At 43.7% G+C, this 25,130-nt stretch carries 13 protein-coding genes; 3 read left to right on the forward strand and 10 right to left on the reverse strand.

Annotated features, from left to right (window positions below; genetic code table 11):
- From Q1W14_RS03660 to Q1W14_RS03675, 4 genes are all read right to left on the reverse strand, one after another.
- On the reverse strand, nucleotides 1-838 hold an 838-nt coding region (locus tag Q1W14_RS03660; protein WP_300699373.1), incomplete at its 3' end, for an ABC transporter permease.
- A gap of 44 nt (nucleotides 839-882) precedes the next feature.
- Nucleotides 883-2,343, reverse strand: a complete 1,461-nt coding sequence (locus Q1W14_RS03665) for an ATP-binding cassette domain-containing protein (protein ID WP_300699374.1) — start codon at nucleotides 2,341-2,343, stop codon at nucleotides 883-885.
- 17 nt (nucleotides 2,344-2,360) lie between these two features.
- Nucleotides 2,361-3,254 carry an HlyD family efflux transporter periplasmic adaptor subunit gene (locus Q1W14_RS03670; protein WP_300699376.1) on the reverse strand — a complete coding sequence of 298 codons (894 nt, stop codon included), beginning with the start codon at nucleotides 3,252-3,254 and terminating at the stop codon, nucleotides 2,361-2,363.
- A gap of 28 nt (nucleotides 3,255-3,282) precedes the next feature.
- A complete protein-coding gene (locus Q1W14_RS03675; RefSeq protein WP_300699378.1) occupies nucleotides 3,283-4,557 on the reverse strand; it encodes a TolC family protein in 1,275 nt (424 codons plus the stop codon).
- A 182-nt stretch (nucleotides 4,558-4,739) separates the two neighbouring features.
- Here Q1W14_RS03675 and Q1W14_RS03680 point away from each other — a divergent pair, with 182 nt between their 5' ends.
- Together Q1W14_RS03680 and Q1W14_RS03685 are read left to right on the forward strand one after the other, a co-directional pair.
- Nucleotides 4,740-5,630, forward strand: coding sequence for an AraC family transcriptional regulator (locus Q1W14_RS03680; protein WP_300699380.1), 891 nt, complete (start codon nucleotides 4,740-4,742; stop codon nucleotides 5,628-5,630).
- Nucleotides 5,631-5,683: 53 nt separating this feature from the next.
- Nucleotides 5,684-8,902, forward strand: coding sequence for an AAA domain-containing protein (locus Q1W14_RS03685; RefSeq protein ID WP_300699382.1), 3,219 nt, complete (start codon nucleotides 5,684-5,686; stop codon nucleotides 8,900-8,902).
- Between the two features lie 141 nt (nucleotides 8,903-9,043).
- Here Q1W14_RS03685 and Q1W14_RS03690 read toward each other — a convergent pair whose 3' ends face one another.
- The 6 genes from Q1W14_RS03690 to Q1W14_RS03715 form a co-directional block, all read right to left on the reverse strand.
- Entirely contained in the window at nucleotides 9,044-9,595 is a 552-nt protein-coding gene (locus Q1W14_RS03690) for a DUF4251 domain-containing protein (protein ID WP_300699383.1), read from the reverse strand.
- Nucleotides 9,596-9,695: 100 nt separating this feature from the next.
- Nucleotides 9,696-12,944 carry a carbamoyl-phosphate synthase (glutamine-hydrolyzing) large subunit gene (gene carB, locus Q1W14_RS03695; RefSeq protein ID WP_300699385.1) on the reverse strand — a complete coding sequence of 1,083 codons (3,249 nt, stop codon included), beginning with the start codon at nucleotides 12,942-12,944 and terminating at the stop codon, nucleotides 9,696-9,698.
- A 23-nt stretch (nucleotides 12,945-12,967) separates the two neighbouring features.
- A complete protein-coding gene (gene carA, locus Q1W14_RS03700) occupies nucleotides 12,968-14,044 on the reverse strand; it encodes a glutamine-hydrolyzing carbamoyl-phosphate synthase small subunit (protein WP_300699386.1) in 1,077 nt (358 codons plus the stop codon).
- Nucleotides 14,045-14,087: 43 nt separating this feature from the next.
- Complete coding sequence (locus Q1W14_RS03705) at nucleotides 14,088-15,971, reverse strand: amidophosphoribosyltransferase (protein WP_300699387.1); 1,884 nt, start codon at nucleotides 15,969-15,971, stop codon at nucleotides 14,088-14,090.
- Between the two features lie 7 nt (nucleotides 15,972-15,978).
- Nucleotides 15,979-17,823: a glutamine--fructose-6-phosphate transaminase (isomerizing) gene (glmS, locus tag Q1W14_RS03710; protein WP_300699389.1), complete on the reverse strand. Its 1,845-nt coding sequence runs from the start codon at nucleotides 17,821-17,823 to the stop codon at nucleotides 15,979-15,981.
- A gap of 229 nt (nucleotides 17,824-18,052) precedes the next feature.
- Nucleotides 18,053-20,218, reverse strand: coding sequence for an LruC domain-containing protein (locus Q1W14_RS03715; protein WP_300699391.1), 2,166 nt, complete (start codon nucleotides 20,216-20,218; stop codon nucleotides 18,053-18,055).
- 363 nt (nucleotides 20,219-20,581) lie between these two features.
- On the opposite strand from Q1W14_RS03715, the gene gltB reads away from it, so the two are divergent.
- Entirely contained in the window at nucleotides 20,582-25,126 is a 4,545-nt protein-coding gene (gene gltB, locus Q1W14_RS03720; protein ID WP_300699393.1) for a glutamate synthase large subunit, read from the forward strand.
- The last annotated feature ends 4 nt before the right edge of the window (nucleotides 25,127-25,130 follow it).

Consider the following 25,130-nt stretch of genomic DNA (forward strand, 5'->3'; position numbering starts at 1 on the left):
CCTGCGTGCGGGTAACAGTAGAAATGAGCAAGCCTAAAGCCAATGACACAAAGATGAAGAGCAACGACACAATGATAAGCCAGAACAAACTGCCCGCTACGGGAACATCGAGCACATAGACCGAAAGCAGCAATATAGTGACAAGATTGACAAACGACAATACAAAATAAGGTACCGCTTTGGCAAGAATAATGAAAATCGGTTTTACTGGAGATACCAGCAGGATTTCCATTGTTCCCGTCTCTTTTTCGCGCACAATGGAGATAGAAGTCATCATGGCACAAATCAGCATCAGTATCAAGCCCATGACGCCGGGCACGAAATTATAGGCACTCTTCATCTGAGGATTATAGAGCAGCTTGATTTGTGGTATGATTGTAGTTGCACGTACTCCCGGTGGAAGCATTTCCTGGCCGACCATAGAAATGATATTCGTGGCATATCCTGCCTGCATAGTAGCCATATTGGGATCGGTAGCATCTGAAATAACTTGCAGGGCAGCATCACCCGTATACAAATTGTCTGAAAAACGTTCGCTAAAGACAATTGCCATATCGACATCTCCTCGCTTGAAAGCATGTTCCACCTCATCCGGAGAATGCAGGCGACTGGCAATCGTAAAATATTCGCTGGCGTCCATACGATCTATGATCCGACGGGTAATCACATCGTTAGATGGGTCGAGAACGGCAACACGCACATTCTTGACTTCCGTAGTGATGGCAAAACCAAACAGGATGATCTGAACAATGGGCATACCCAAAAGGATCAGCATCGTGCGACGGTCGCGGAAGATGTGAAAGAATTCTTTTCGGACAAAAGCGATAAATTGTTTCATTTTTTCTTTATTTTAAACACAGATTACACGGATTACATGGATTCTTAGTCAGCTGTTCGCACTGCTTGGCGAGCTAGTTGTTGAAACACATCGTCCATTGTAGTAGCGTTAAATCGTTTTTTCAATGCTTCAGGGGTATCGAGGGCACGGATTACGCCGTCTACCATAATGGAAATACGGTCGCAATACTCCGCTTCATCCATGAAGTGGGTGGTGACAAAAACGGTGATACCCTGGTCGGCAGCCTGATAAATCAGTTCCCAGAACTGGCGGCGGGTAGCAGGATCGACCCCTCCGGTAGGTTCATCCAGAAAAACAATCTTAGGATGATGGAAGATGGAAACGGAAAAAGCTAGTTTCTGCTTCCAACCCAGTGGAAGACTTTTCACCAATGTATCACGTTCTTTATCTAATCCTAAACGAAGAAGCAGTTCATCTGTCTTAGGAGCTATTTCCGCTTCGGGCACACCATAGATTCCGGCAAAAAGGCGGATATTCTCCCAGACTTTAAGATCTTCATAGAGGGAGAACTTCTGACTCATGTAGCCGATATTCTTCTTCACTTCCTCGGTTTGGGTGGTAACATCGAATCCCGCTACATACGCCTTGCCTTCAGTGGGGTGACTTAATCCGGTGAGCATTCGCATAGCCGTAGTCTTACCGGCACCATTAGCACCCAGAAAACCAAAGATCTCACCTTTATGCACTTCAAAGGATACATGATCTACGGCAGTAAAATTTCCGAAACGCTTGGTCAGTCCTTCTACTTCGATCACATTGTTATCCCGGTTCTCAACTTTATCATGCTGCAAGCCCAGAGGACAAAGAATATCAGAGAATTGTTCCAGAATGCGGTCGGGACTATCAATCCCCAGTATTCGCCCTTCATTGATAAAAGCAATACGGTCGCACTGGCGGGCCTCGTCGATAATAGGAGTCGATGCAATGATAGTGATACCTTGTTCCCTCAGGCGACGAAGCATTCCCCAAAACTCTTTGCGGGAAACAGGATCCACACCCGTAGTAGGCTCGTCCAGAAAGAGCACATCCGGTTTATGGATAAGGGCACAACTAAGGGCAAGCTTCTGTTTCATACCACCCGACAATGCTCCGGCACGACGTTTGCGAAACGGTTCTATCTGTTGATAGATATCCTTCACCAAATCGTAATTCTCTTCGATGGTGGTATGGAATACGGTTGCGAAGAAGTTCAGATTCTCTTCCACCGTCAAATCCGGATAAAGGGAAAAACGACCGGGCATATACCCCACTCTGCAACGTATGGCTTTATAATCCTTCACTACATCCAGTCCGCAAACAGTAGCCGTGCCACTATCAGCCACCAGCAAAGTAGTAAGAATACGGAAAAGCGATGTCTTCCCTGCCCCATCTGGACCGATAATCCCAAAGAGCTCACCGGGGCGAACAGAAAAGGAAACTCCTTTCAGCGCTTCAACCTTGCCATAACACTTGAAGACATAATCTACTCTAACTGCATGTTCCATAAACAAATCACTTATCACTAATCACTAAAATCCGCTCCCCCATACATTCCTATCTTCAGCATACCATCGTTCTTAACGGCTATCTTCACGGCATACACCAAGTTGGCACGTTCATTCTTCGTCAGGATTGTTTTAGGAGTAAACTCGGAAGTCTCAGAAATCCACGTCACAACGCCGGGATATTCTTTACGTATATCATCACCATAATCGGCATAAACAGTCGCTTTCTGTCCTAATTTCACATTGGCCAGTTGCTCAGAGGTAATATACGCCCGCAAGTAGATTTGCTCCATATCGGCCACTTTGAAGAGAGGTGTTCCCGGTGCAGCAAGTTCACCGGCTTCGGCATACTTGGCAAGTACGGTTCCCGTTAGTGGTGAGGTAATGTGGCATTTACTCAACTGATCTTCAATCTGCGCTACTTGTATGCCTACAGAGGAGCTTTGCCACGTCAAGCTTTGGTCACTGTTCTTTAAAGTAGAATTCTGGGCTACAAGTTGCTTTTGAAGTACCTCAAGTAAAGACTCGGCATCATCAAGCTGTTTCTGATTGGCGGCACCTACCCGTAGGAGGTTGGCTACACGGTCACGTTCCCGTTTGGCCTGCACAATCTGTTCTTTAGTAGCGGCAACCTGCTTTATAATATCGGGACGCTGACCTTCGACCGATTTGACACTGGCCTCCAATTGAAGTTTCTTCAGATAGAGTTGAATAGTATCGATGATACCTACTTGTTGTCCGGCTTTCAATGCGGCACCTTCTTCGATATCGAAACTAAGCAGCTTGCCCGAAGCCTCAGCAGAAACAATCACATCGGTAGCTTCGAAAGTTCCTGTTGCATCGTATTTCGGAGTACCACTGGAGCAGGCGGTGAGTAACAACAAGAAAGGGAAAAATTTGATTGGCTTCATAATATCTATATTTAATATTTTCAATGACTTAATTCTTATTTGAAAGGTTCAATGTATTTTTCAACTGCTCTATGTTCATCAGCAATTGCACTTCGTGCAACGCTTTCGTTTGACGAGCCAAATTTTCATTCGTGATTTCACGCAGCATATCCGTAACAGTCAATGTTCCATTTTCAACCTTAGCCTCAGCAGCACGGCGGATATTCTCACGCAGACGAATGATCTCATCATCATCTTTCATTTGCCGGCGCATGGATACCACGCTTGCATCTTGTTGTGTAGCTTCCAATTGAGTATTAAAGAGGAATACATCCCGGTTCGTCTCCACCTTCCGGCGTGAATTGTCTATCCGGCGACGGTCGTTCTTAAATGTATATAAGCTGCCGAAGTTCCATGACATACGAACGCCTGCCAAATAGTAGGCACTGAATTCATCTTTCAGCATATTAAGTCCCGGATTACCGTATGCCCCTTGTACAAACAATCCAAAGCGGGGCATGAGCCTGGTATTCAACGTGCTTTCTTGTACTCTCAACTGCTCACCCTGAGCGTCGAACCAGCGAAGTTCCGGACGATTATTTCTTCCTTCGTTTACACTACTCACTTCTTCATCTATTGGTTTCAGTAAAACGGTTTCCTGAGAAATACCTTTGCCTACAAAAGCAGAAAGCATGTTCAGATATGCCTGCCGTGAGTTTTCCAGTTCAATGCGCTTCTGTTTGGTATTCAGCAATTCCACACTGACGGCATCAAGATCACTCTGGCTGGCTATACCATTGGTTATATAGTTGGAAACTTGTTGGTGAGTACGTCTCAGATCGTCTTGTAGCAATTGGTTCTGTTTTAGCTGCTCGTCCAGTAAGAGGATGCCGAAGAAGAGTTGATTCACCCGGTTATTCAAAGCATACATATCTACACTCTGTTTCTCTAGTTCCACATCCGAGGCTGCACGAGTCAGGCGTTTTTTAGAATGGATATCTCCACCATCCCATATCGTTTGCTGTAACTCAAGCATTACTTGATATTGATCTTTAGGAGCAGTTTTCACATCTACTCCCGGGATCTTTACAGGTAGTTCCGTAATGTCACTCTGATAAGTTGCTTTGCCCGATAGCGAGAATTGCGGCAGGTATCCTTTTCCGGCATTGGAAAGATCGTACTCTAGTGACTTTTCGATGAGTCCGTATTGACGTACCAGCGGATAATTTACTTTTGCCCTACTTTGGCACTCATCCAATGTAAGTTGAGCGTATGTCAATGTCGCTCCAAGAAGAAGGGTAAAAGAAAGAATAGTTCGTTTCATATCCCAAAAATTTCGTTATTTGATTAACACGATGCAAAGATAGAGCATAAAGCTACACAAATACTTTCTATTAATCGAATGAAATGTTCTATTTGTTCGATAAGCAAACTAAAAATAGTATAAACAGGTGAATTTTCTTATCTTTGCCACAGAATTACATCGTAAATAAGAAGCAAACAGATATGGCAAAAAGCAAACCACAAGAACTGGCTCTTGAATTTCTGAACGATCCTAAGGTTGTAGTCAACGCAGAATATCGATTCATCAATCATGAAATAGGAATCATAAATAATTTCTTTCTCATGAAAAGTGATTTCTTTAATTTAGGACAACCTTATCGTGCCAAAGAAGGCAGGATTATTCGTGGGTTAAGTGGCGAAGCCGTATTATCCATCAATCTGATAAAATATACCGTATCAGCTCAAATGATGGTTATCATCCCTCCCAACTCAATAATCGAGCTTATCAGCATAACACACGATTTCAATTTTCAGGCTATAGTGCCGGACAATAATTTCTTACCGGAACTGTATCGCAAATCTCTGGCAAACTCTTTTCCCAACCCTCACTTCATTATTCCCCTAACAGAGGAAGAATGGCTGCAGACCGGCCGATTCTTTTCACTGATATGGGAAGTAGCAAATTGTGTTCCCTTTCGTCGTGAAGCAGTACAGTATCTGATTACCGCATTGGTTGAAAACGTGTGGTTTATTCAAAACAACAAACAGAATTCCCCCTCGGTATCTCTCACCAGGCAAGAAGAAACCTTTCGTCGTTTCATTGCACTAGTGAACGAACATAGCAAACAAGAACGGAACATCAGCTTCTATGCCGATAAACTCTGTCTGACACCACACTATCTAAGTACGATTATCCGTGAAGTCAGCGGGCAAACTGTGATGCAATGGATCAACCAAGCTATTATACTCGAAGCAAAGGTATTGCTCAAACATAGTGATTTATTAGTCTTCCAGATATCAGATGAATTGGACTTTCCTAATCCTTCGTTCTTCTCGAAATTCTTCAAAAGAATGACGGGAATGACACCGGCAGAGTATCAGAAACGGAAATAAATACAATAGAATATAAAAAATAACGTACCTTTGTATCCTAATCTTATATGCTAATGGACTTACCCTCTTTAAAACAACTACTGAATTCAGTTACGAATAATACGCGCGATGCCAAAAATATACTTACCTATTGGGAAGTGTTGGAGTACTTTCAAGAAATTACCTTTCCCAATCTACCCCAAGGGAATAATGAGGAAAAAATAAAACCAAATGTCACCTCAGATAAAGAACTGAAAGATTTTGTCCAATCGGCGCGAAATGAAAAAGATATCATTCGTCTTTATATAGGTGCAGTACCTAAATATGATTTACTAAAAGAACTATATAAATGCGTTCCGGCCGATGAAGTAAATAAACGTTTCAGAAAACTTTTAGAGAGAGATTATAAAACCAGCGTACTTTATACTCTAGAAGTTACCCAGGATGGTAAATACGTTGAAGGATCATTTCAACTTTCTTCATATATCTGGGCTATCAGCTGTCTACTGTACAACTATACCATCAATGAAGACAATCTGGAACCTTTCTTGGAAGCAGGAAACGAGTTTTTTCAAGGAGATCTTTCTAACGGACTATACGGACGGTTATTGAAAAAGACTGATTTGCTATTAAAAGAACTTCGTATCTACAAGTTATTCGCTCCAACCAACGCCAACCAGCAAAAAAAACTGGAAAAAGTCTGTATACGCATATTTTCGGAGAATGAAACCGATCTGAATCAGAGTTTTTACACTAAAGATTTGAATCGCATACACAAAAGTTTGCAAAATGAGGGACCTACACGGTTGTTGCTTGATTACATCAACGCTCCTCTAAAAACCATTGAAGAACGCCGAAGCATCTGCTCAATAGATAATTATAAGAAATGGTTGCAACCGGACAAATATCCGATGGGGCGTTGGCCTTCGGAATTCCCCCCCGCCCTGATGCAACAAATGGCAATAAATATCGCCTTGGCGGATGAACGTCATGGCGGACGTGGCATATTCTCTGTAAATGGCCCTCCGGGAACCGGTAAAACAACATTGCTAAAAGATATTATTGCCGAATACATTGTGCGCCGGGCACACATTTTAGCCAATCTGAATGAACCGGACGACGCTTACGACAATAAACCTATTTACAGTAAACTAATTGAAGGTAACAGGTTCCCACAAAAAACACATTCTTTTAAAGAAGGATTAGGACTGGATGATTATGGCATTCTAGTAGCCTCTTGCAACAATACTGCGGTAGAAAATATAACCTTCGAACTTCCCGAAATGAGCAAACTGCCTAACGCCGAAGCCATGAAAAAGGCAGGACATACGCTACTGTTCAATGAAGAAAAAGAGCACTTCTTTGGAGAACTTGCCGCCAATATGTTGAACGACTCAATAGACCCCAATCAACATACTAAAAAGGCTTGGGGATTGATATCTGCACGTTTGGGCAAAAGTGACAACATCCGCTCTTTCAAAGAGAAGGTTCTTGATCAGTTTACCGATAAAATCAGCAGTAAATATGGTAATGAAAAGAACACTGCTAAATTCAAAGAACCTTTTAAAGATTTCAAAACGGCTAAAGACGAATTTTTGGCACAATATCAACTTGTAGAACAAATACGCAGGAAACTATCTTGCAATGAAGCTATTTTTGAAACCCTAAACGAAAAAATGCAATCAACCAATCCGTTGATAAATGCAGAGTTTGATAAAGCAAGAGAAGAATTATTTTATCTGGCACTCAAATTACATGGTTCGTTCTTATTCAGTTCCAATATTTGGAAACGTAACCTCTATTCATTGAAATATCTTTGGGAAGGAAAATACAACACTGAAGAAAAGAAATTGATTTTCCCCCACCTGCTTAACAGCCTCTTCTTTCTTGTCCCTGTAGTCTCCACCACCTTTGCTTCGGTACAGAAAATGCTGGAATATGTAGGTAAGGAACAATTAGGCTTACTGATAGTAGATGAAGCCGGACAAGCCTCTCCACAATATGCCGTCGGTGCCTTATGGAGAGCAAAGAAAGCAATCATTGTAGGCGATCCTAAACAAGTAGAACCGGTTGTGACAACGGATGAAACATTAATGAGTATCTATCAAAAGAAATGTAGAATCGACTCTTTAAAGGCATATATGTCTAAATCTCATTCCGTTCAAGGCTTTGCTGACTTGATTAATCCCTACGGGGCATGGATTGGGGATACATGGGTAGGATGCCCGTTGGTGGTTCATCGTCGTTGCATCAATCCTATGTTCGGCATTTCCAACCGTGTATCTTATGACGAGACCATGATCTTAGGAACAAAAGATGAAGTGAAAGAAGACGAACAAAAAGAATTATTATTCCGCCATTCACTTTGGATAGATGTGCCTGGAAATAAGAATATGCATGCACAGGGAAATAACCATTATTTACCCGAACAAGGAGAACTTTGCCTTCGAATTATCCTATCCTGGATGAAGAAGCATTACAAAAAAGGAGATAACCGGAAACTCTACGTCATTTCACCATTTACCACTGTAATCAGTGGAGTGAAAGATTCTGTAAAAAAGGCATTACAGGTAAAAGAGAATGAATATCTCCAATCCAAATATAAATCCTGGGCAAATACCAATTGTGGAACCGTCCATAAATTTCAGGGCAAAGAAGCGGAAGAAGTAATCTTTATATTGGGATGCCAGCCCTCTTCCGGAGGAGCTATTAGCTGGGTAAACAGTAATATTCTGAATGTAGCCGTAACCCGTGCCAAGAAAAGGGTTTATTTTATAGGTGACTACGAAGTATGGTCACAAAAGAATGGAAACTTTAATACTCATAACATCCAGTTCTCAGATGAAGATACCGGACTACATCGATTAAATTACACCGAGTTACCTACTTTTGAAGAGGAAACCGTAGAAACAAATACCGAATGTACAGATATGGAAGAACCAATCATTGAAGAACCTACTGTAGACGAATCGGATATAGATGTGGAGGAGGACTATACGGACAATCCGGAGCAGGAGATAAACCCCATTCCCAAGTATTCATTTCTGACCGGTCCCGGTTACCGTAGACGGCATAACGTGATTTACTCACACCCTTACCAATTGATTTATGAGGTTCTGACCAATGACCCTTCAGAATCAATCTCAGATTTACCCTACTCTCGTTATCAGAAGATATCGGATAATCCTGATTTATGGATATGCTTGATTTATCCTGCCAATACAGATTTCACGGAGGATGAACTGCGTACAGAACTGGATGAAGTAATAGAATGGTATATGAGTGAAGAGTAATGACGCAGCTTAATAAAGCAAATGACGCACCTCATTGTCCGTGAAATGCGTCATTTTATTTATTGAACTGTGTCATTGCAGACACTAAGCTACGTCATTTACTTTGCTTAGCTGCGTCATTGCAGACGCAATCTTCAGTCATTATCTAGCGAATCCTTTAAATACTCCGGCTTCACTGTAAGGCAATAGCTTTCCCCTCAACGTAATTCTGTTGGAATGGAAGTTCGGATTGACTTCTACAGATGCTTCGTTACTTCCTTTAAACAACGTAATGCGTACCGAAGCTGAGATACCTACTCCTGATACATGCATCGAGAAATATACAGTACCTTTCTTATCGGTTTTGATATTCATTCCCGAAGCACGTCCCTCAACAGTGATACCGCCTAGACCATTAGGTCCGCCACCTCTGTAAGACGCCACCTGTACTACAGCCATACCGTCCGACAAGGACACAAAGTTCGTTGAAGAAGAAACAAAGGCACTTCTGCCACGTTTAAACTGCAATTGGTCAGCCGCCAACACAAAATCCATATTCTCCAAAGCATATACAGCTTTCACATGATTGATGGAATCCTGAATGGCTTCCAAACGTTTCTGCTCCTTTCGCCGGGCATCTCTCTCCGCTTTCGTTTGTGCGCTGGCAGCTATAGCCACCAGCAGCACAGTCATTATAACAATAAGTCTGTTCATTTTCACGCTTTCTTAATTGGTTAATTTTATTCTTGTTCATTTTAGAATGCTTCAATATAACAGACTCAGGCAGAAGATGTTTAGTGAAATTATTATAATGTTATTTATATTCTGACCACGACTTAATAGCCAAATCATCGGGCGTCATCGTACAGAAGGCTTGGATAAAGGCACTCGCTAACCGGGCATTCGTTATCAACGGTATATTCAGGTCAATCGCAGCACGACGAATCTTATAACCGTTGCTCAATTCACCGGTAGTCAGGTTCTTAGGGATATTCACCACCATGTCTATTTCCTTATGGTGCAACATGTCAAGAGCTTGTGGAATAGACTCGGTTCCATCAGTCCCCACCTCACTAGGCCAAAGCACGCGGGTGCATTCGATACCGGCATCAGAAAGCGCCTTGTAGGTACCCCCTGTTGCAAATAGCTTATAATCTTTACGTACCAACATACGAGCTGCATCCATCATATCTACTTTCTGTTTCAATGAACCCGTAGAAAGCAAGATATTCTTCTTCGGAATGCGGTAGCCTACGGATAGCATAGCTTTCAGTACCGCACAGGAAGTATCACTGCCGATACAACCCACTTCACCCGTAGAAGCCATATCCACACCCAACACCGGGTCAGCCTTTTGCAGACGGTTGAAGGAGAATTGACTCGCCTTGATTCCTACATAATCCAAGTCGAAGAGGTTCTTATCCGGCTTTTGCACAGGGATGCCAAGCATTACTTTTGTGGCAAGCTCGATAAAGTTTATCTTCAATACTTTGCTGACGAAGGGGAAACTTCTTGATGCACGCAAGTTACACTCAATCACCTTGATATCGTTGTCTTTTGCCAGATATTGGATATTGAACGGACCGGAGATATTCAGCTCGCGGGCAATCTCGCGGCTGATACGTTTGATACGACGCACAGTTTCCACGTATAGTTTCTGCGGAGGGAATTGGATTGTAGCGTCACCGGAGTGTACACCCGCAAACTCTATGTGTTCACTGATAGCGTATGCAATGATTTCACCGTTTTGTGCTACCGCATCCATTTCCACCTCCTTGGCATGTTCGATGAACTGGCTTACAACTACAGGATGCTTCTTCGATACATTAGCTGCCAGTTCGAGGAAACGTTCCAGTTCTTCCTGATTGGAGCAAACATTCATAGCCGCACCACTCAATACATACGAAGGGCGAACCAACACAGGGAAGCCGACTTTGGCAACGAATGCATTGATATCTTTGAGTGAAGTAAGAGCACTCCATTCGGGTTGATCTACTCCGATACGGTCGAGCATAGCGGAGAACTTATCCCGGTCTTCGGCATTGTCAATACTCTTGGCACTTGTTCCCAGGATGGGCATGTTCTGTGCATCGAGGCGCAAAGCAAGATTATTCGGAATCTGACCTCCGGTTGATACAATTACGCCATGAGGATTCTCCAGTTCGAGGATATCCATGACACGCTCGAAGGTAAGTTCATCAAAGTAAAGACGGTCGCACATGTCATAATCGGTAGATACGGTTTCAGGGTTATAGTTTATCATAACACTACGATACCCCTCCTTGCGAATAGTATTCAAAGCTTGTACTCCACACCAGTCGAATTCTACAGAAGACCCGATACGGTATGCACCGGAACCGAGAACAACGATACTCTTCCTATCTCCCAGGTACTTCACGTCATTGGCAACGCCGTTATAGGTAAGATACAGGTAATTGGTTTGAGCGGGATATTCGGCGGCAAGCGTATCTATTTGCTTGACTACAGGCAGCATGCCTATGCTTTTGCGATGATTGCGAACATAGAGTATTCCATCTTCCATATCGCCTTCAAAACCGATGGCACGGGCTATCTGAAAGTCGGAGAACCCTTGGCATTTGGCTTTACGAAGAAGTTCGATAGGTATCTTAGCAATTTGTTTGTGGTTCTTGCTCCATTGTTTCAGTTCTTTGCTGGTGTGCATAATGTTCATCAGCTTTTCAAGGAACCATTTATCGATTTTGGTCAGCTCGTGTACCTGATCTACGGTATAACCGGCACGGAAAGCTTTAGAGATTACAAAGATACGCTTATCAGTAGGTTCGCGCAGGGCTTTGTCGATGTCGGCAATAACAAGTTCCTTATTTTCTACAAAGCCGTGCATGCCCTGACCTATCATGCGAAGTCCTTTTTGGATGGCTTCTTCAAAAGTACGACCGATAGCCATTACCTCTCCTACAGACTTCATGGAAGAACCGAGCTCTTTGTCTACCCCATGGAATTTGCCTAAATCCCAACGAGGAATTTTGCAGACTACATAGTCCAGTGCAGGTTCAAAGAAAGCGCTTGTAGTCTTGGTTACTGAGTTTTTCAAATCGAACAAGCCATAGCCCAAGCCTAGTTTTGCAGCAACAAATGCAAGTGGATAACCTGTTGCTTTAGAAGCTAATGCAGATGATCGGCTCAAGCGGGCATTTACTTCGATAACCCGGTAGTCTTCGCTCTCGGGGTCGTAAGCATACTGCACGTTACATTCACCTACAATACCGATGTGGCGAATAATACGGATGGCAAGTTCACGCAATTTATGATAATCGCGGTTACTCAAAGTTTGTGAAGGAGCAATAACGATGGACTCACCCGTATGGATGCCCAGCGGGTCGAAGTTCTCCATGTTACAAACGGTGATGCAGTTGTCGAAACGGTCGCGAACCACCTCGTATTCTACTTCCTTCCAACCTCGCAAGGACTTTTCCACCAATACTTGCGGAGAGAAAGCAAAGGCTTTTTCTACCAGCACGTTCAGTTCTTCTTCATTGTCGCAGAAGCCGGAACCCAGTCCGCCCAAAGCGTATGCGGCACGTACAATAACGGGATACCCCAGATGGGCAGCGGCACGACGTGCGTCCTCTACATTCTCTACGGCTTCACTTTGGATAGTCTTTACATCAATCTCATTCAGTTTATGGACGAATATCTCACGGTCTTCGGTGTCGATAATGGCCTGTACGGGAGTACCCAGAACTTTTACATTGTATTTTTCGAAGATACCTTCTTTGTAAAGTGCCACACCGCAGTTCAAAGCAGTCTGTCCACCAAAGGCGAGCATAATGCCGTCAGGTTGTTCCTTCTGGATTACCTTCTCTACAAAATAAGGGGTTACGGGCAGGAAGTATATCTGATCGGCCACTCCTTCCGAAGTCTGAACCGTAGCGATATTCGGATTGATAAGAATGGTTTGGATACCTTCCTCCTTCAATGCTTTCAGTGCCTGGCTACCTGAGTAATCAAACTCTCCTGCTTCACCGATCTTCAGTGCACCTGAACCTAGCAGCAGGACTTTCTTTATATTGTCTTCTTTCATCTGTTGTACTTTTAAATAGTTGATTACAGCAATTTCACGAACTCATCAAATAGAAATTCCGTATCTGTAGGTCCACTGGCAGCTTCCGGATGGAATTGTGCCGAGAACCAAGGATTGCGTTTATGCTTGATACCTTCATTCGATCCATCGTTCATATTGATGAACAGCGGTTCCCAATCTGCGGTCAGCGTATTGTTATCTACCGCATAACCATGATTCTGAGAGGTAATGAAACAACGTTCCGTACCTACCATACGTACCGGTTGGTTATGACTACGATGTCCGTATTTCAACTTATAAATCTTCGCCCCACCAGCTTTTGAAAGCAATTGATTGCCCATACAGATACCGAAGATAGGCAATTTGTCATTCGTCATTACCTTACGGATATTCTGTACTGCTACATCGCATGTGTCCGGGTCACCGGGACCGTTGGAGATGAAAAGACCATCAAACTCCAATCCACTATAATCATAATTCCAAGGTACACGAATCACTTCCACATCCCGTTTCAGCAGGCAGCGAATGATGTTGGTCTTTACACCGCAATCCACAAGTACTACTTTCTTTTTCCCTTCACCTTCATTGTAACGGATTACTTCTTTACAACTCACCTTATCCACATAATTCACACCCTCGTATATTGCTTCGGGAATATTGTCCGGTTCATCGTCAAAGATAATCTTACCCATCATTACACCATGTTCGCGCAACACTTTGGTCAATTCGCGTGTATCAATACCCGTAATACCCGGTACTTGTTCACGTTTCAACCAGTCGCTGAGACTCTCAGTAGCATTCCAATGGCTATAGTTCCCGGAATAATCACTTACGATAATCGCTTCTGCATGGATTTTTTCGCTCTCCATAAAAGTAGCCAAACCATTCGGTTCGATTGTGAAAGGAGGCACGCCATAATTGCCTACCAACGGGTAAGTCAGCGTCATTAACTGTCCGGCATACGAAGGGTCTGTCAAGCTCTCGGGATAACCCGTCATGGCTGTGTTGAAGACCACTTCCCCCGCTACCGGTTTCTCGTAACCAAACGACTTACCGTGAAAGCGGCTCCCGTCGTCGAGGAGTAATGTTACATTTCTCATAATAAAAAAAGCAGTAAAACTAGTAATGAATTATTAGTTATAACTAAAATTGATATCCTTGTTCTATAAAATCAATAAATGCTTTGTTCAATAACTTCACGCCACCCGGAGTGGGGTAATTGCCACTGAAATACCAGTCACCCTGATGTTTGGGGCAAGCTTCGCGTAAGCCCTCTAGAGGTTGATATACGATTTGTACCTTTGCCTTCGTTCCCTTGGGAGTAAGTAGTTCGACCATTTTGGCAGAAATTTCTTCAGCAGTAAAGGGAGCATATATGTCCTTTACATAATTCACCATTTCTTCTTTGGGCAATCTGACTTGTTCTTTGGATTTACGATAGGCAGCAGCAATTACATCCCGCATATCACGATCTTTCAGCAGTTCGATGGCGGCTTTGAAAGCGATGAATTCACTCATCTTTGACATGTCGATGCCGTAATAATCGGGATAACGTACCTGTGGAGAGGAACTTACAATAACTATTTTCTTCGGATTGAGACGGTCGAGGATGCCAATAATACTTTGTTTCAAGGTGGTACCACGCACAATGCTATCGTCGATGATGACGAGGTTATCCACACCCGGCATAAGGCTCCCATACGTGATGTCGTACACGTGGGCGGCAAGGTCGTTACGGCTATGGTCTTCGGCAATGAAAGTACGCAACTTGATATCTTTGATGGCTACTTTCTCGCTCCTGATCCTACGGGAGAGAATACGTTCCAGCTCCTCATGATTGGGATTATGACCTAAAGCAGCGATCTGCTGTATCTTCTCCTGATTGAGATAATCGTCCAAGCCTTGGAGCATTCCATAGAAGGCGACTTCGGCTGTATTGGGGATGAATGAAAACACGGTATGATCAATATCATTATCAATGGCTTTCAAGATGTTAGGCACTAACTTCTCACCTAATTGTTTACGTTCTTTGTAGATGTCCACATCACTGCCACGACTGAAGTAAATACGCTCGAAAGAACAAGGTTTCACTTCACGGGGCTTATTGATTTGTACGGTTCGAAGTTTTCCTGCCTTATTGATAAGCATCGCTTGTCCGGGCTGTAACTCCTTGATAGATTCGGCAGGGATGTTAAAGGCGGTTTGGATAACAGGACGTTCACTGGCAAGTACCGCCACTTCATCATCCTGATACCAGAAGGCAGGACGTATGCCCCACGGATCACGTACGGCAAAAGTCTCTCCGCTACCGGTCAGTCCGCACATTACATAACCTCCGTCCCACTCTTTGCTGGAGGTACGTAGCATGTTGGCTAGGTCAATATGATCTTCGATGTAATGCGTAATATCCATTCCGGTGAGTCCTTCGGCCTCAGCCAGATTGAATACCCGCTCTACTTCACGATCGAGGCGATGGCCCAGTTGTTCCAACATGATATAAGTATCGGCATACTTCCGGGGATGTTGTCCGATGGCAGTGATACGTGCGAAGATTTCATCTACATTCGTCATGTTGAAGTTACCACAGAGGGCAAGGTTCTTGGCACGCCAGTTATTCCGGCGGAGGAACGGATGCACGTATGAGATGCCGGACTTGCCGGTGGTGGAATAACGAAGATGCCCCATATAGACCTCTCCTGCAAAAGGCAATACTCGTTTGGCATATGCTGCGTCGTGCAATTGCTCCTTCGTCAAGTCCTTGTAGTTGCTTTGTATCGCACCGAATATCTCGGTGATAGCTTCCGAACCGAGCGCACGTTCACGGAACATATATTCTTCACCCGGATTGGCTTCCAGCTTTACGCAAGCCAGCCCGGCACCTTCTTGTCCACGATTATGCTGCTTTTCCATCAGTAGATAGAGCTTGTTCAGCCCATACATCCAAGTACCGTACTTTTCTTCATAGTACTCCAGTGGTTTCAACAGGCGTATCATCGCAACGCCACATTCATGCTTTAATTGTTCCATCTATTTATTATTCTACAGTTACCGATTTCGCAAGGTTTCTTGGCTGATCTACATCCATACCTTTGCATACTGCAATATGATAGGCAAGCAATTGCAAAGGTACCGTAGTTATTAACGGATCCAGGCATTCTATTGTTTCCGGCAACTCGATACAAGTATCAGCTATTTTACTGATAATCGTATCACCCTTCGTAACAATAGCGATTACTTTACCCTTGCGTGCTTTGATTTCCTGTATATTGCTCAGTACTTTTTCATATAGTCCGTTCTGCGTAGCGATGACTACCACCGGCATTTCAGCATCCACTAGCGCAATAGGTCCGTGCTTCATTTCGGCAGCTGGATAGCCTTCGGCATGGATATAGGAAATTTCTTTCAGCTTCAACGCACCCTCTAAAGCTACGGGGTAAGAATATCCGCGTCCCAGGTAGATGAAGTTATGAGCGTATGTGAATATCTTTGATAATTCGGCAATGCGGTTGTTCAATGTCAGCACTTCTTTCATTTTGTCGGGAATACGTCCCAACTCCTTGACAATTGCGAAATACCGCTCTTCATCAATTGTATTCTTTCCCCTGGCAAGGGTGAGTGCCAACATAGTAAGCACTGTAACCTGCCCCGTGAAAGCTTTGGTAGATGCTACGCCTATTTCGGGTCCTACATGGATATAAGAGCCTGTATGCGTGGCACGTGGTATGCTGGAACCAATCGCATTACATATACCATAAATAAATGCTCCTTTACTCTTGGCAAGTTCCACGGCAGCAAGCGTATCGGCAGTTTCGCCACTTTGCGAGATGGCAATCACCACGTCGTTGCTGTCAATCACCGGATCACGGTAACGGAATTCCGATGCATATTCTACTTCTACCGGAATACGGCAGAAACTTTCAATCAGATGCTTGCCGATAAGTGCCGCATGCCAGGACGTGCCGCATGCAACAATCACAAAACGCTTGGCAGCCAGCAAGCGCTCTTTATAATCAATCACTGCGGAAAGTACCACATTCGTACCCTCCACGTTGATGCGTCCACGCATGCAATCGTGTATGCAATCCGGTTGTTCGAAGATTTCTTTCAGCATGAAGTGAGGATAACCACCTTTCTCCAGCTGACCGAGATTGAGCGATACTGTCTTCACTTCATGCGGACACTCTACATTCTTCAAATTCACCACTTTCAGCTGTTCACCCCGATGAATCACAGCTATTTCTTCATCTTCCAGATACACCACCTTATCGGTATATTCCACAATCGGCGTTGCATCCGAAGCCAGAAAGAATTCATCTTCACCAATACCCACTACCAGCGGACTACTCTTGCGCGCTGCTATTATCTCGTCGGGATTATCCCGGTCGAGTACTGCAATAGCATACGCACCGATCACTTCCTGCAAAGCCAGCTGTACAGCAGTCAACAAATCGATATGATTCGTCACCTGAATGTATTCTATCAGTTGAATCAGTACCTCTGTATCAGTACTACTTTTAAATGTATAGCCTTTAGCTTGAAGTTTTTCTTTAAGAACGGCGTAGTTTTCGATGATGCCGTTATGGATGAGAGCGAGTCTTTCGGAAGAGGAATAATGAGGATGGGCATTTGCTGAACAAGGTTCTCCGTGAGTGGCCCAGCGGGTATGTGCAATACCTATGTTACCGGAAATATCTTTTTGAGTAACGAAAGTTTCCAGTTCCGAAACCTTGCCTTTCGCCTTATACACGTTCAGCTGCCGCTTGCCACTGATTAATGCTACCCCTGCACTATCATATCCACGGTACTCTAACCGCTTCAGACCTTTGATAAGGATGGGGTAGGCTTTTCTTTGACCAATATAGCCTACGATTCCACACATAATGTCTCTATTTTTATTTCGGCTGCAAATATACAAATTTATACGACATAAAGATACGTCTTACGTTTTTATTTTGACAAAAATATATTAAAATTTCATTTTTGCAGCAAAAAGACATTGTTACTACAAATATAACAGACAGATAAATAGAAATATACGGAATTGAAAGTTTTAAAGGCTAATTGTCGGATAGTCTTATCATCACCTATCCGGCATAAAACCCCATATATTAATTCTTGCTATTTTGTTTATACCATGTTTTATAATTTATTCCATTGGACTTCACCCAATTAACAAAAGCAGGATAATCTTCACTGATTACATGCTTCTCAGTAGGTGGAATAAATTGTTTGTAGGTAGCATCAAAAGGAATACTCAATGCAAACGGATATTGTATCGAGTTCTTATCCGGATCGGAAATATACCAAACAGTACTAGTCGAAGCATCATCCCCTTCCCCCAATCCTCCTGCCAAAGCAGTAGGTTTATATATCTTAGGTAAGTGTACTTCCAAACGTCCCTGACCTGAGTTTTCATTGCTCCGTGAAACTATAAACGGATTGTAAGGCGGGTACATCACCCCAGTGCCCAACTTGATAGCAGTTGTACTCTTTATTTTTATAGTTACTACTATTTCCTTATTCAACGCATCTTTATGATTGTTGAACAACATAATCACAGACTTATCCTTCTGACCCACTTCCAGTCCTTTACTATCTGTTACAAAACTTGAAGCAACACCTTTGCGATCTATCGTTATCGATTCTATAGCATCGGGCGAGATACCCAGTTCATATCCAAAACCATTGTCATAAGAAGCACCATTATTCACTACTGTAAAGTGGTCTACAAGTTGTGTTACATTATTCTGAGCATTTATAGTAACTTCACTTACATAGTTTACAATAACATCGTTCATATCATAATCCCCCTTCAGTGGCCAATTATCTTCAAAGGCCAATGCACCACTATACGTACTCTTCACTGGGTTCTCAACTGTCTGTTGCGTCACTGCCCATCCGGGATTGATAACTCCGGGTGTAGCTTCCACATAAAACAGCATGTCCTGATAGCTCCGCAAATCACCATCTTCAAAACCGATAACGATTGTATTGGAAGTCTCGTCATACAGAGTGATACAACCCGGAACCTTGTTCGTATTAAATTCTTCATTAGAAAAGACATAGGGCAAATGATTCGGATTTCCATAAATTGAATTAGGACGACCCATGGTATAACTGCCTCCCATATAAGTCTGATGGGTTTTGTTTCCCAAAACATCACTTTCAAGATAGCCATTGATATTGCTCTTTGTAAAACTACCTTTTTCAGCCGTATAGAATGCATCGGACATCATCATCCAACCTACTACTATATCTTTCGGAAAAACCGTGGTACCGGGTTGGTCATAATTAGGACCATAATACTTAAGTGCCACCGCAGAACCTTCCAACAATGGGATGCAACCATAATCGGGTCTATAGGCAGCATTTGCATTACCCGCATAGCGCTCGTCCCACGACACATTAGGAAAGACCAGGTACTTGGGTAATTGTTTGAATGTCGCTTCGGTCAATAGGGTATTTTTGGGATAATAGTAATATCCTAACACATTGTGATAACCTGCAAACTCCCAAAGGAACTTTACCTTCATTTCCGTACCTCCTTCTATTTGTCCGGTTGCAGGATTAAAAACTGTTTCTTTATAAGTAACCAGATTCGTAAACTCCTTTCCTTTAGCGAATGCTGAATTATTTCCGGTTGGTGGTGCTATTTTCTGCACTCGTGCCGTCAATCCTTGAATAACAGTACTTGTAGTCATAGCTTCTATTTTCCCTGTTGAATTCCACTTACCAAGAGGAGAACTTACATAATAAGGATTTGCAGCACTCCCGACCGGATAAGTAAAGTCAAACGAGTAACTGTCAGATCTGGTTTGGGCAGTAGTTGCAGAAAAATCTTGTGTCAGTGTAATTCCACCTACCGTCACGGGTACCTCATACACTGAAGGCATGCCAAAACCTTCGGTCAATACATAAACTTTATCGAGACCGGAAGGAACCTTAATATCACCTTCAAAATGACTGTCCCAATCTGTATATCCGGAGAATAAAGGGGCTACATCAGCAATTGTATAATGATAATCATCGACCATTGTCAACGGATTTATATCGTAAACCCCAAACTGCACACGATGATCTTTTACATTATAGTTTATGGTCAATGGATGAACATCGGAAGTAGCAAAGTCGAAGTAGTCCACAACAGGGTTATCAACTGGCGGGTCATTGGTTGGATCGTACACGCTTTTTTGACACCCCGACAAAACCAACATTGATAGAGTAAAAGCTACCAGCTTTCTTGTATCTTTCTTAAAAAAAAGAGTTGTTCTCATAATGAGGGACTTTAATATGTTTATATATAAAACGAAAGATAGCTCTCCTTGTTCATAAAAACTCTTGTTTTTTCATAAACCGGTGAACATTTTCATAGAAATAATTGTAAGTCTCGAATTCAAAACTATATTTTATCGAAACAAGATATATAAATTACAATTTATCACATAAAGCCTATATAAAAAATCAAAATAGTAATATACACAAGCAAATATATTACATTTTATCACTTCAGATCAGTTCATACTTATTTTGTGAAAAACAAACCATACAAAAATATATCATAATTAAAGTATTTGTCTACTTTTGTCGAACATTTTGCCACAAATATTCATTCATAAGCATAAATAAGAAAAACAACAATGAAGAAAACCAGTCTTTTTAACAGTGACAACGAAACAACCTCTTATCAACAGAAACTTAAAAAAGCAGGTCTGTATGATCCTTCTTATGAGCATGATGCTTGCGGAGTGGGTATGTTAGTAAATATTCATGGAGGGAAATCACACGAGCTAGTGGAATCAGCACTAAAAATCTTGGAAAACATGCGCCACCGTGGAGCTGAAGGTGCCGATAACAAGACTGGCGATGGTGCGGGGATTATGTTACAAATACCACATGAGTTCATTCTGTTACAAGGAATTCCTGTACCAGAAAAAGGGAAGTATGGTACAGGTCTGCTTTTCCTCCCCAAAGATAAGAAAGACCAAGCTGACACACTAAGTATTATCATCGAAGAGATTGAAAAGGAAGGACTCACTTTGATGCATATACGTAATGTGCCCACTTGCCCCGAAATACTTGGCGAAGCTGCACTTGCTGCCGAACCGAATATCAAACAAATCTTCATTACCGGATTTGCCGACAGTACGACTGCCGACCAAAAGCTCTATTTGATAAGAAAAAGAATAGAAAACAAAATACGCAAGTCTCCCATACCTAGTCATGAAGACTTCTATATTGTATCGCTCTCTACGAAGAATATTATATATAAAGGTATGCTTTCTTCGATACAACTGCGCAACTACTTTCCTGATTTGACAAACAACTATTTTACGAGTGGTCTGGCACTGGTACATTCTCGTTTTAGCACCAATACATTTCCCACATGGGGATTGGCACAGCCTTTTCGTCTATTGGCACATAATGGTGAGATCAATACCATACGTGGCAACCGTGGTTGGATGGAAGCTCGCGAAAGTGTACTATCCTCTCCCACTCTGGGTAATATAAAAGAGATAAGCCCCATTGTACAGCCGGGTATGAGCGACAGTGCTTCGCTGGATAATGTGCTGGAATTTCTTGTCATGTCCGGACTCAGTCTGCCACATGCCATGGCTATGCTTATACCGGAATCTTTCAACGAAAAGAACCCTATCAGTGAAGACCTGAAAGCTTTCTATGAATACCATTCTATCCTGATGGAACCGTGGGATGGTCCGGCCGCCCTATTGTTTAGTGACGGACGCTTTGCAGGAGGAATGCTCGATCGTAACGGTTTACGTCCGGCACGCTATCTCATTACCCACAATGACATAATGATAGTAGCAAGTGAAGTTGGCGTTTTAGACTTCGAACCGGGAGATATCAAAGAGAAAGGACGGCTGCAACCCGGAAAGATACTATTCATTGATACCGAAAAAGGTAAAATCTACTACGACGGAGAATTGAAACACCAAATGGCCGAAGCTAAACCTTACCGTACATGGCTTGCTACCAATCGTATAGAACTGGACGAACTGAAAAGCGGACGCAAAGTGTCACAAAGTGTCGAGAACTATCATTGTATGCTTCGTACCTTTGGTTATTCAAAAGAAGATATAGAGCGACTGATAATTCCGATGTGTACCACTGGTGCCGAACCCATTCATTCAATGGGTAATGACACTCCATTGGCTATCCTCTCTGATAAGCCTCAACTTCTCTATAATTACTTCCGCCAACAGTTTGCCCAAGTTACCAATCCGCCCATCGATCCGATACGTGAAGAGTTAGTGATGTCGCTGACTGAATACATCGGTGCTGTGGGCATGAACATCCTTACACCCAGCGAAGACCATTGCAAAATGGTACGCCTCAATCATCCAATTCTCAGTAATACACAATTGGATATCTTGTGTAATATCCGCTATAAAGGCTTCAAAACAGTAAAGCTATCCATGCTTTTCGAAGCAAAAAAAGGGCATACCGGTCTGAAGGAATCTTTGGCCAATCTTTGCAAGCAAGCAGAAGAATCGGTTAATGAAGGAGTGAACTACATTGTCCTCTCCGACAAAGGTGTGAATGCCACACATGCAGCTATCCCGTCATTGCTTGCCGTGAGTGCGGTACATCATCATCTTATCGCAGTAGGCAAACGCGTGCAAACAGCATTAGTCGTAGAAAGTGGTGAAATACGCGAAGTGATGCACGCTGCCCTATTGCTGGGCTTCGGTGCCAGTGCCCTGAACCCTTACATGGCATTTGCCATCATCGACAAGCTGGTAGCCGCTAAAGAAATTCAGCTGGACTACGCCACTGCCGAAAAGAAGTATATCAAATCCATCTGCAAAGGTCTGTTCAAGGTTATGAGCAAAATGGGTATCTCCACTATTCGCTCCTATCGGGGTGCCAAGATATTCGAGGCGATAGGTCTAAGCGAAGAACTGAGCAATGCTTACTTCGGTGGATTAAGTTCGCGAATCGGCGGTATTCGCCTGGATGAAGTGGCACACGATGCCATCGCCTTCCATAACAACGGATTCAATGCTCCGTCCGAAGATGAATTGCTACCCAACAACGGGCTATACGCGTACCGCAAAGACGGCGAGCAGCACGCTTGGAATCCCGAAACCATCAGTACCCTGCAACTGGCTACACGACTAGGCAGTTATAAAAAGTTCAAGGAATATACCTCATTGATAGATGGCAAAGCGTCCCCTATCTTCCTGCGTGATTTCCTCGATTTCCGCCGCTCGCCTATTAATATAGATAAGGTGGAACCGGTTGAGAACATCCTTCACCGTTTTGTGACGGGTGCCATGAGCTATGGCTCCATCAGCAAGGAGGCTCACGAGGCAATGGCCATCGCCATGAATAAGATTCACGGACGTAGCAACACCGGTGAAGGTGGTGAGGACAGCGCACGCTTCACGCCTCTTGAAGACGGGACATCCATGCGTAGCGCCATCAAGCAAGTAGCTTCGGGACGTTTCGGCGTGACTGCCGAATACTTGGTCAATGCCGATGAGATACAAATCAAGGTTGCCCAGGGTGCAAAGCCGGGTGAAGGCGGTCAGTTGCCCGGCTTCAAGGTAGACCAGGTCATTGCCAAAACACGCCATTCCATTCCGGGCATCTCGCTGATTTCTCCTCCGCCTCATCATGACATCTACTCCATAGAGGATTTGGCACAGCTCATCTTCGACCTGAAGAACGTGAACCCACATGCCAAAATCAGCGTAAAACTGGTAGCCGAAAGTGGTGTAGGAACCATTGCCGCAGGTGTGGCTAAAGCCAAAGCCGACCTGATCGTCATCTCCGGAGCCGAAGGGGGTACGGGCGCCTCTCCTGCCAGTTCCATCCGCTACGCGGGCATATCTCCCGAACTGGGTCTGAGCGAAACTCAACAAACTTTAGTGTTGAACGGGCTACGCGGGCAAGTTATGCTGCAAGTGGACGGTCAGCTGAAAACCGGACGGGACATCGTGCTCATGGCTATGCTGGGTGCCGAAGAATTCGGCTTCGCTACTAGTGCACTGATCGTTTTAGGATGTGTCATGATGCGTAAATGCCATCAAAATACATGTCCCGTAGGAGTAGCCACTCAGAATACAGAACTACGCAAGCGTTTCCACGGACGCAGTGAGTATCTCGTAAATTTCTTCACATTCCTCGCACAGGAAGTACGTGAGTATCTGGCAGAGATTGGGGTCGAGAAGTTAGATGATATTGTAGGACGTACAGACCTTATTCTTCGTAAATCAAAGAACAGCTATCCCAAACATGCCTTGATTTCCTTTGATAAGATATTGGCACGCGTCAACACCGAAGCCGCCATTCGGCACACCATCGACCAGCTACATGGCATTGATCAGGTGAAAGACGTTGCCTTGCTGAATGCTGCCGCCGAAGCCATAGAAAACCAGAAAGAGATTTCTCTTGAATATACCATCGCCAATACCGACCGTGCTTGCGGCGCTATGCTTTCGGGTGCCATCGCCTCGAAATATGGTGAGAAAGGTTTGCCGGAACACACACTGAACGTCAAGTTCAAAGGTTCTGCCGGACAAAGCTTCGGCGCATTCCTCGTATCCGGAGTCAACTTCAAGCTGGAAGGGGAAGCCAATGACTACTTGGGCAAAGGTCTTTCGGGCGGACGCATCGCCGTATTGCCTCCGGTGCGCTCCAATTTTGAAGCCGAAAAGAATACCATTGCCGGCAACACACTGCTTTACGGCGCCACCAGCGGCGAAGTTTACATCAACGGACGTGTAGGCGAGCGTTTTGCCGTCCGCAACTCCGGTGCCATTGCCGTGGTAGAGGGTGTAGGCGACCATTGCTGCGAATACATGACGGGCGGTCGTGTAGTGGTTCTTGGTTCTACGGGACGTAACTTCGCAGCGGGTATGTCCGGCGGTGTAGCGTACGTCTGGAACCGGGATGGTAACTTCGACTACTTCTGCAATATGGAGATGGTAGAATTAAGCCTCATCGAAGAGGCAAGTTATCGCAAAGAACTGCACGAGCTCATCCGTCAGCATTACCTCTACACCGGCTCCAAACTTGCCCGCACCATGCTCGACAACTGGAATCACTATGTGGATGAGTTCATCCAGATAGTTCCCATCGAGTACAAAAAGGTACTGCAAGAAGAACAAATGCAGAAACTGCAACAGAAAATTGCGGAGATGCAACGCGATTACTAATCAC

The sequence above is a fragment of the Bacteroides sp. genome, assembly GCF_030151085.1.
Classification (GTDB): domain Bacteria; phylum Bacteroidota; class Bacteroidia; order Bacteroidales; family Bacteroidaceae; genus Bacteroides.

What these genes read in the sequence shown, in the direction of transcription:
- carB (WP_300699385.1), bottom strand. Translation starts at nt 12,944, where the DNA reads ATGAAAGAAGACAATATAAAGAAAGTCCTGCTGCTAGGTTCAGGTGCA.
- glmS (WP_300699389.1), bottom strand. Translation starts at nt 17,823, where the DNA reads ATGTGTGGAATCGTAGGCTATATTGGTCAAAGAAAAGCCTACCCCATC.
- gltB (WP_300699393.1), top strand. Translation starts at nt 20,582, where the DNA reads ATGAAGAAAACCAGTCTTTTTAACAGTGACAACGAAACAACCTCTTAT.
- Q1W14_RS03685 (WP_300699382.1), top strand. Translation starts at nt 5,684, where the DNA reads ATGGACTTACCCTCTTTAAAACAACTACTGAATTCAGTTACGAATAAT.
- Q1W14_RS03670 (WP_300699376.1), bottom strand. Translation starts at nt 3,254, where the DNA reads ATGAAGCCAATCAAATTTTTCCCTTTCTTGTTGTTACTCACCGCCTGC.
- Q1W14_RS03675 (WP_300699378.1), bottom strand. Translation starts at nt 4,557, where the DNA reads ATGAAACGAACTATTCTTTCTTTTACCCTTCTTCTTGGAGCGACATTG.
- Q1W14_RS03690 (WP_300699383.1), bottom strand. Translation starts at nt 9,595, where the DNA reads ATGAACAGACTTATTGTTATAATGACTGTGCTGCTGGTGGCTATAGCT.
- carA (WP_300699386.1), bottom strand. Translation starts at nt 14,044, where the DNA reads ATGAGAAATGTAACATTACTCCTCGACGACGGGAGCCGCTTTCACGGT.
- Q1W14_RS03715 (WP_300699391.1), bottom strand. Translation starts at nt 20,218, where the DNA reads ATGAGAACAACTCTTTTTTTTAAGAAAGATACAAGAAAGCTGGTAGCT.
- Q1W14_RS03705 (WP_300699387.1), bottom strand. Translation starts at nt 15,971, where the DNA reads ATGGAACAATTAAAGCATGAATGTGGCGTTGCGATGATACGCCTGTTG.
- Q1W14_RS03665 (WP_300699374.1), bottom strand. Translation starts at nt 2,343, where the DNA reads ATGGAACATGCAGTTAGAGTAGATTATGTCTTCAAGTGTTATGGCAAG.
- Q1W14_RS03680 (WP_300699380.1), top strand. Translation starts at nt 4,740, where the DNA reads ATGGCAAAAAGCAAACCACAAGAACTGGCTCTTGAATTTCTGAACGAT.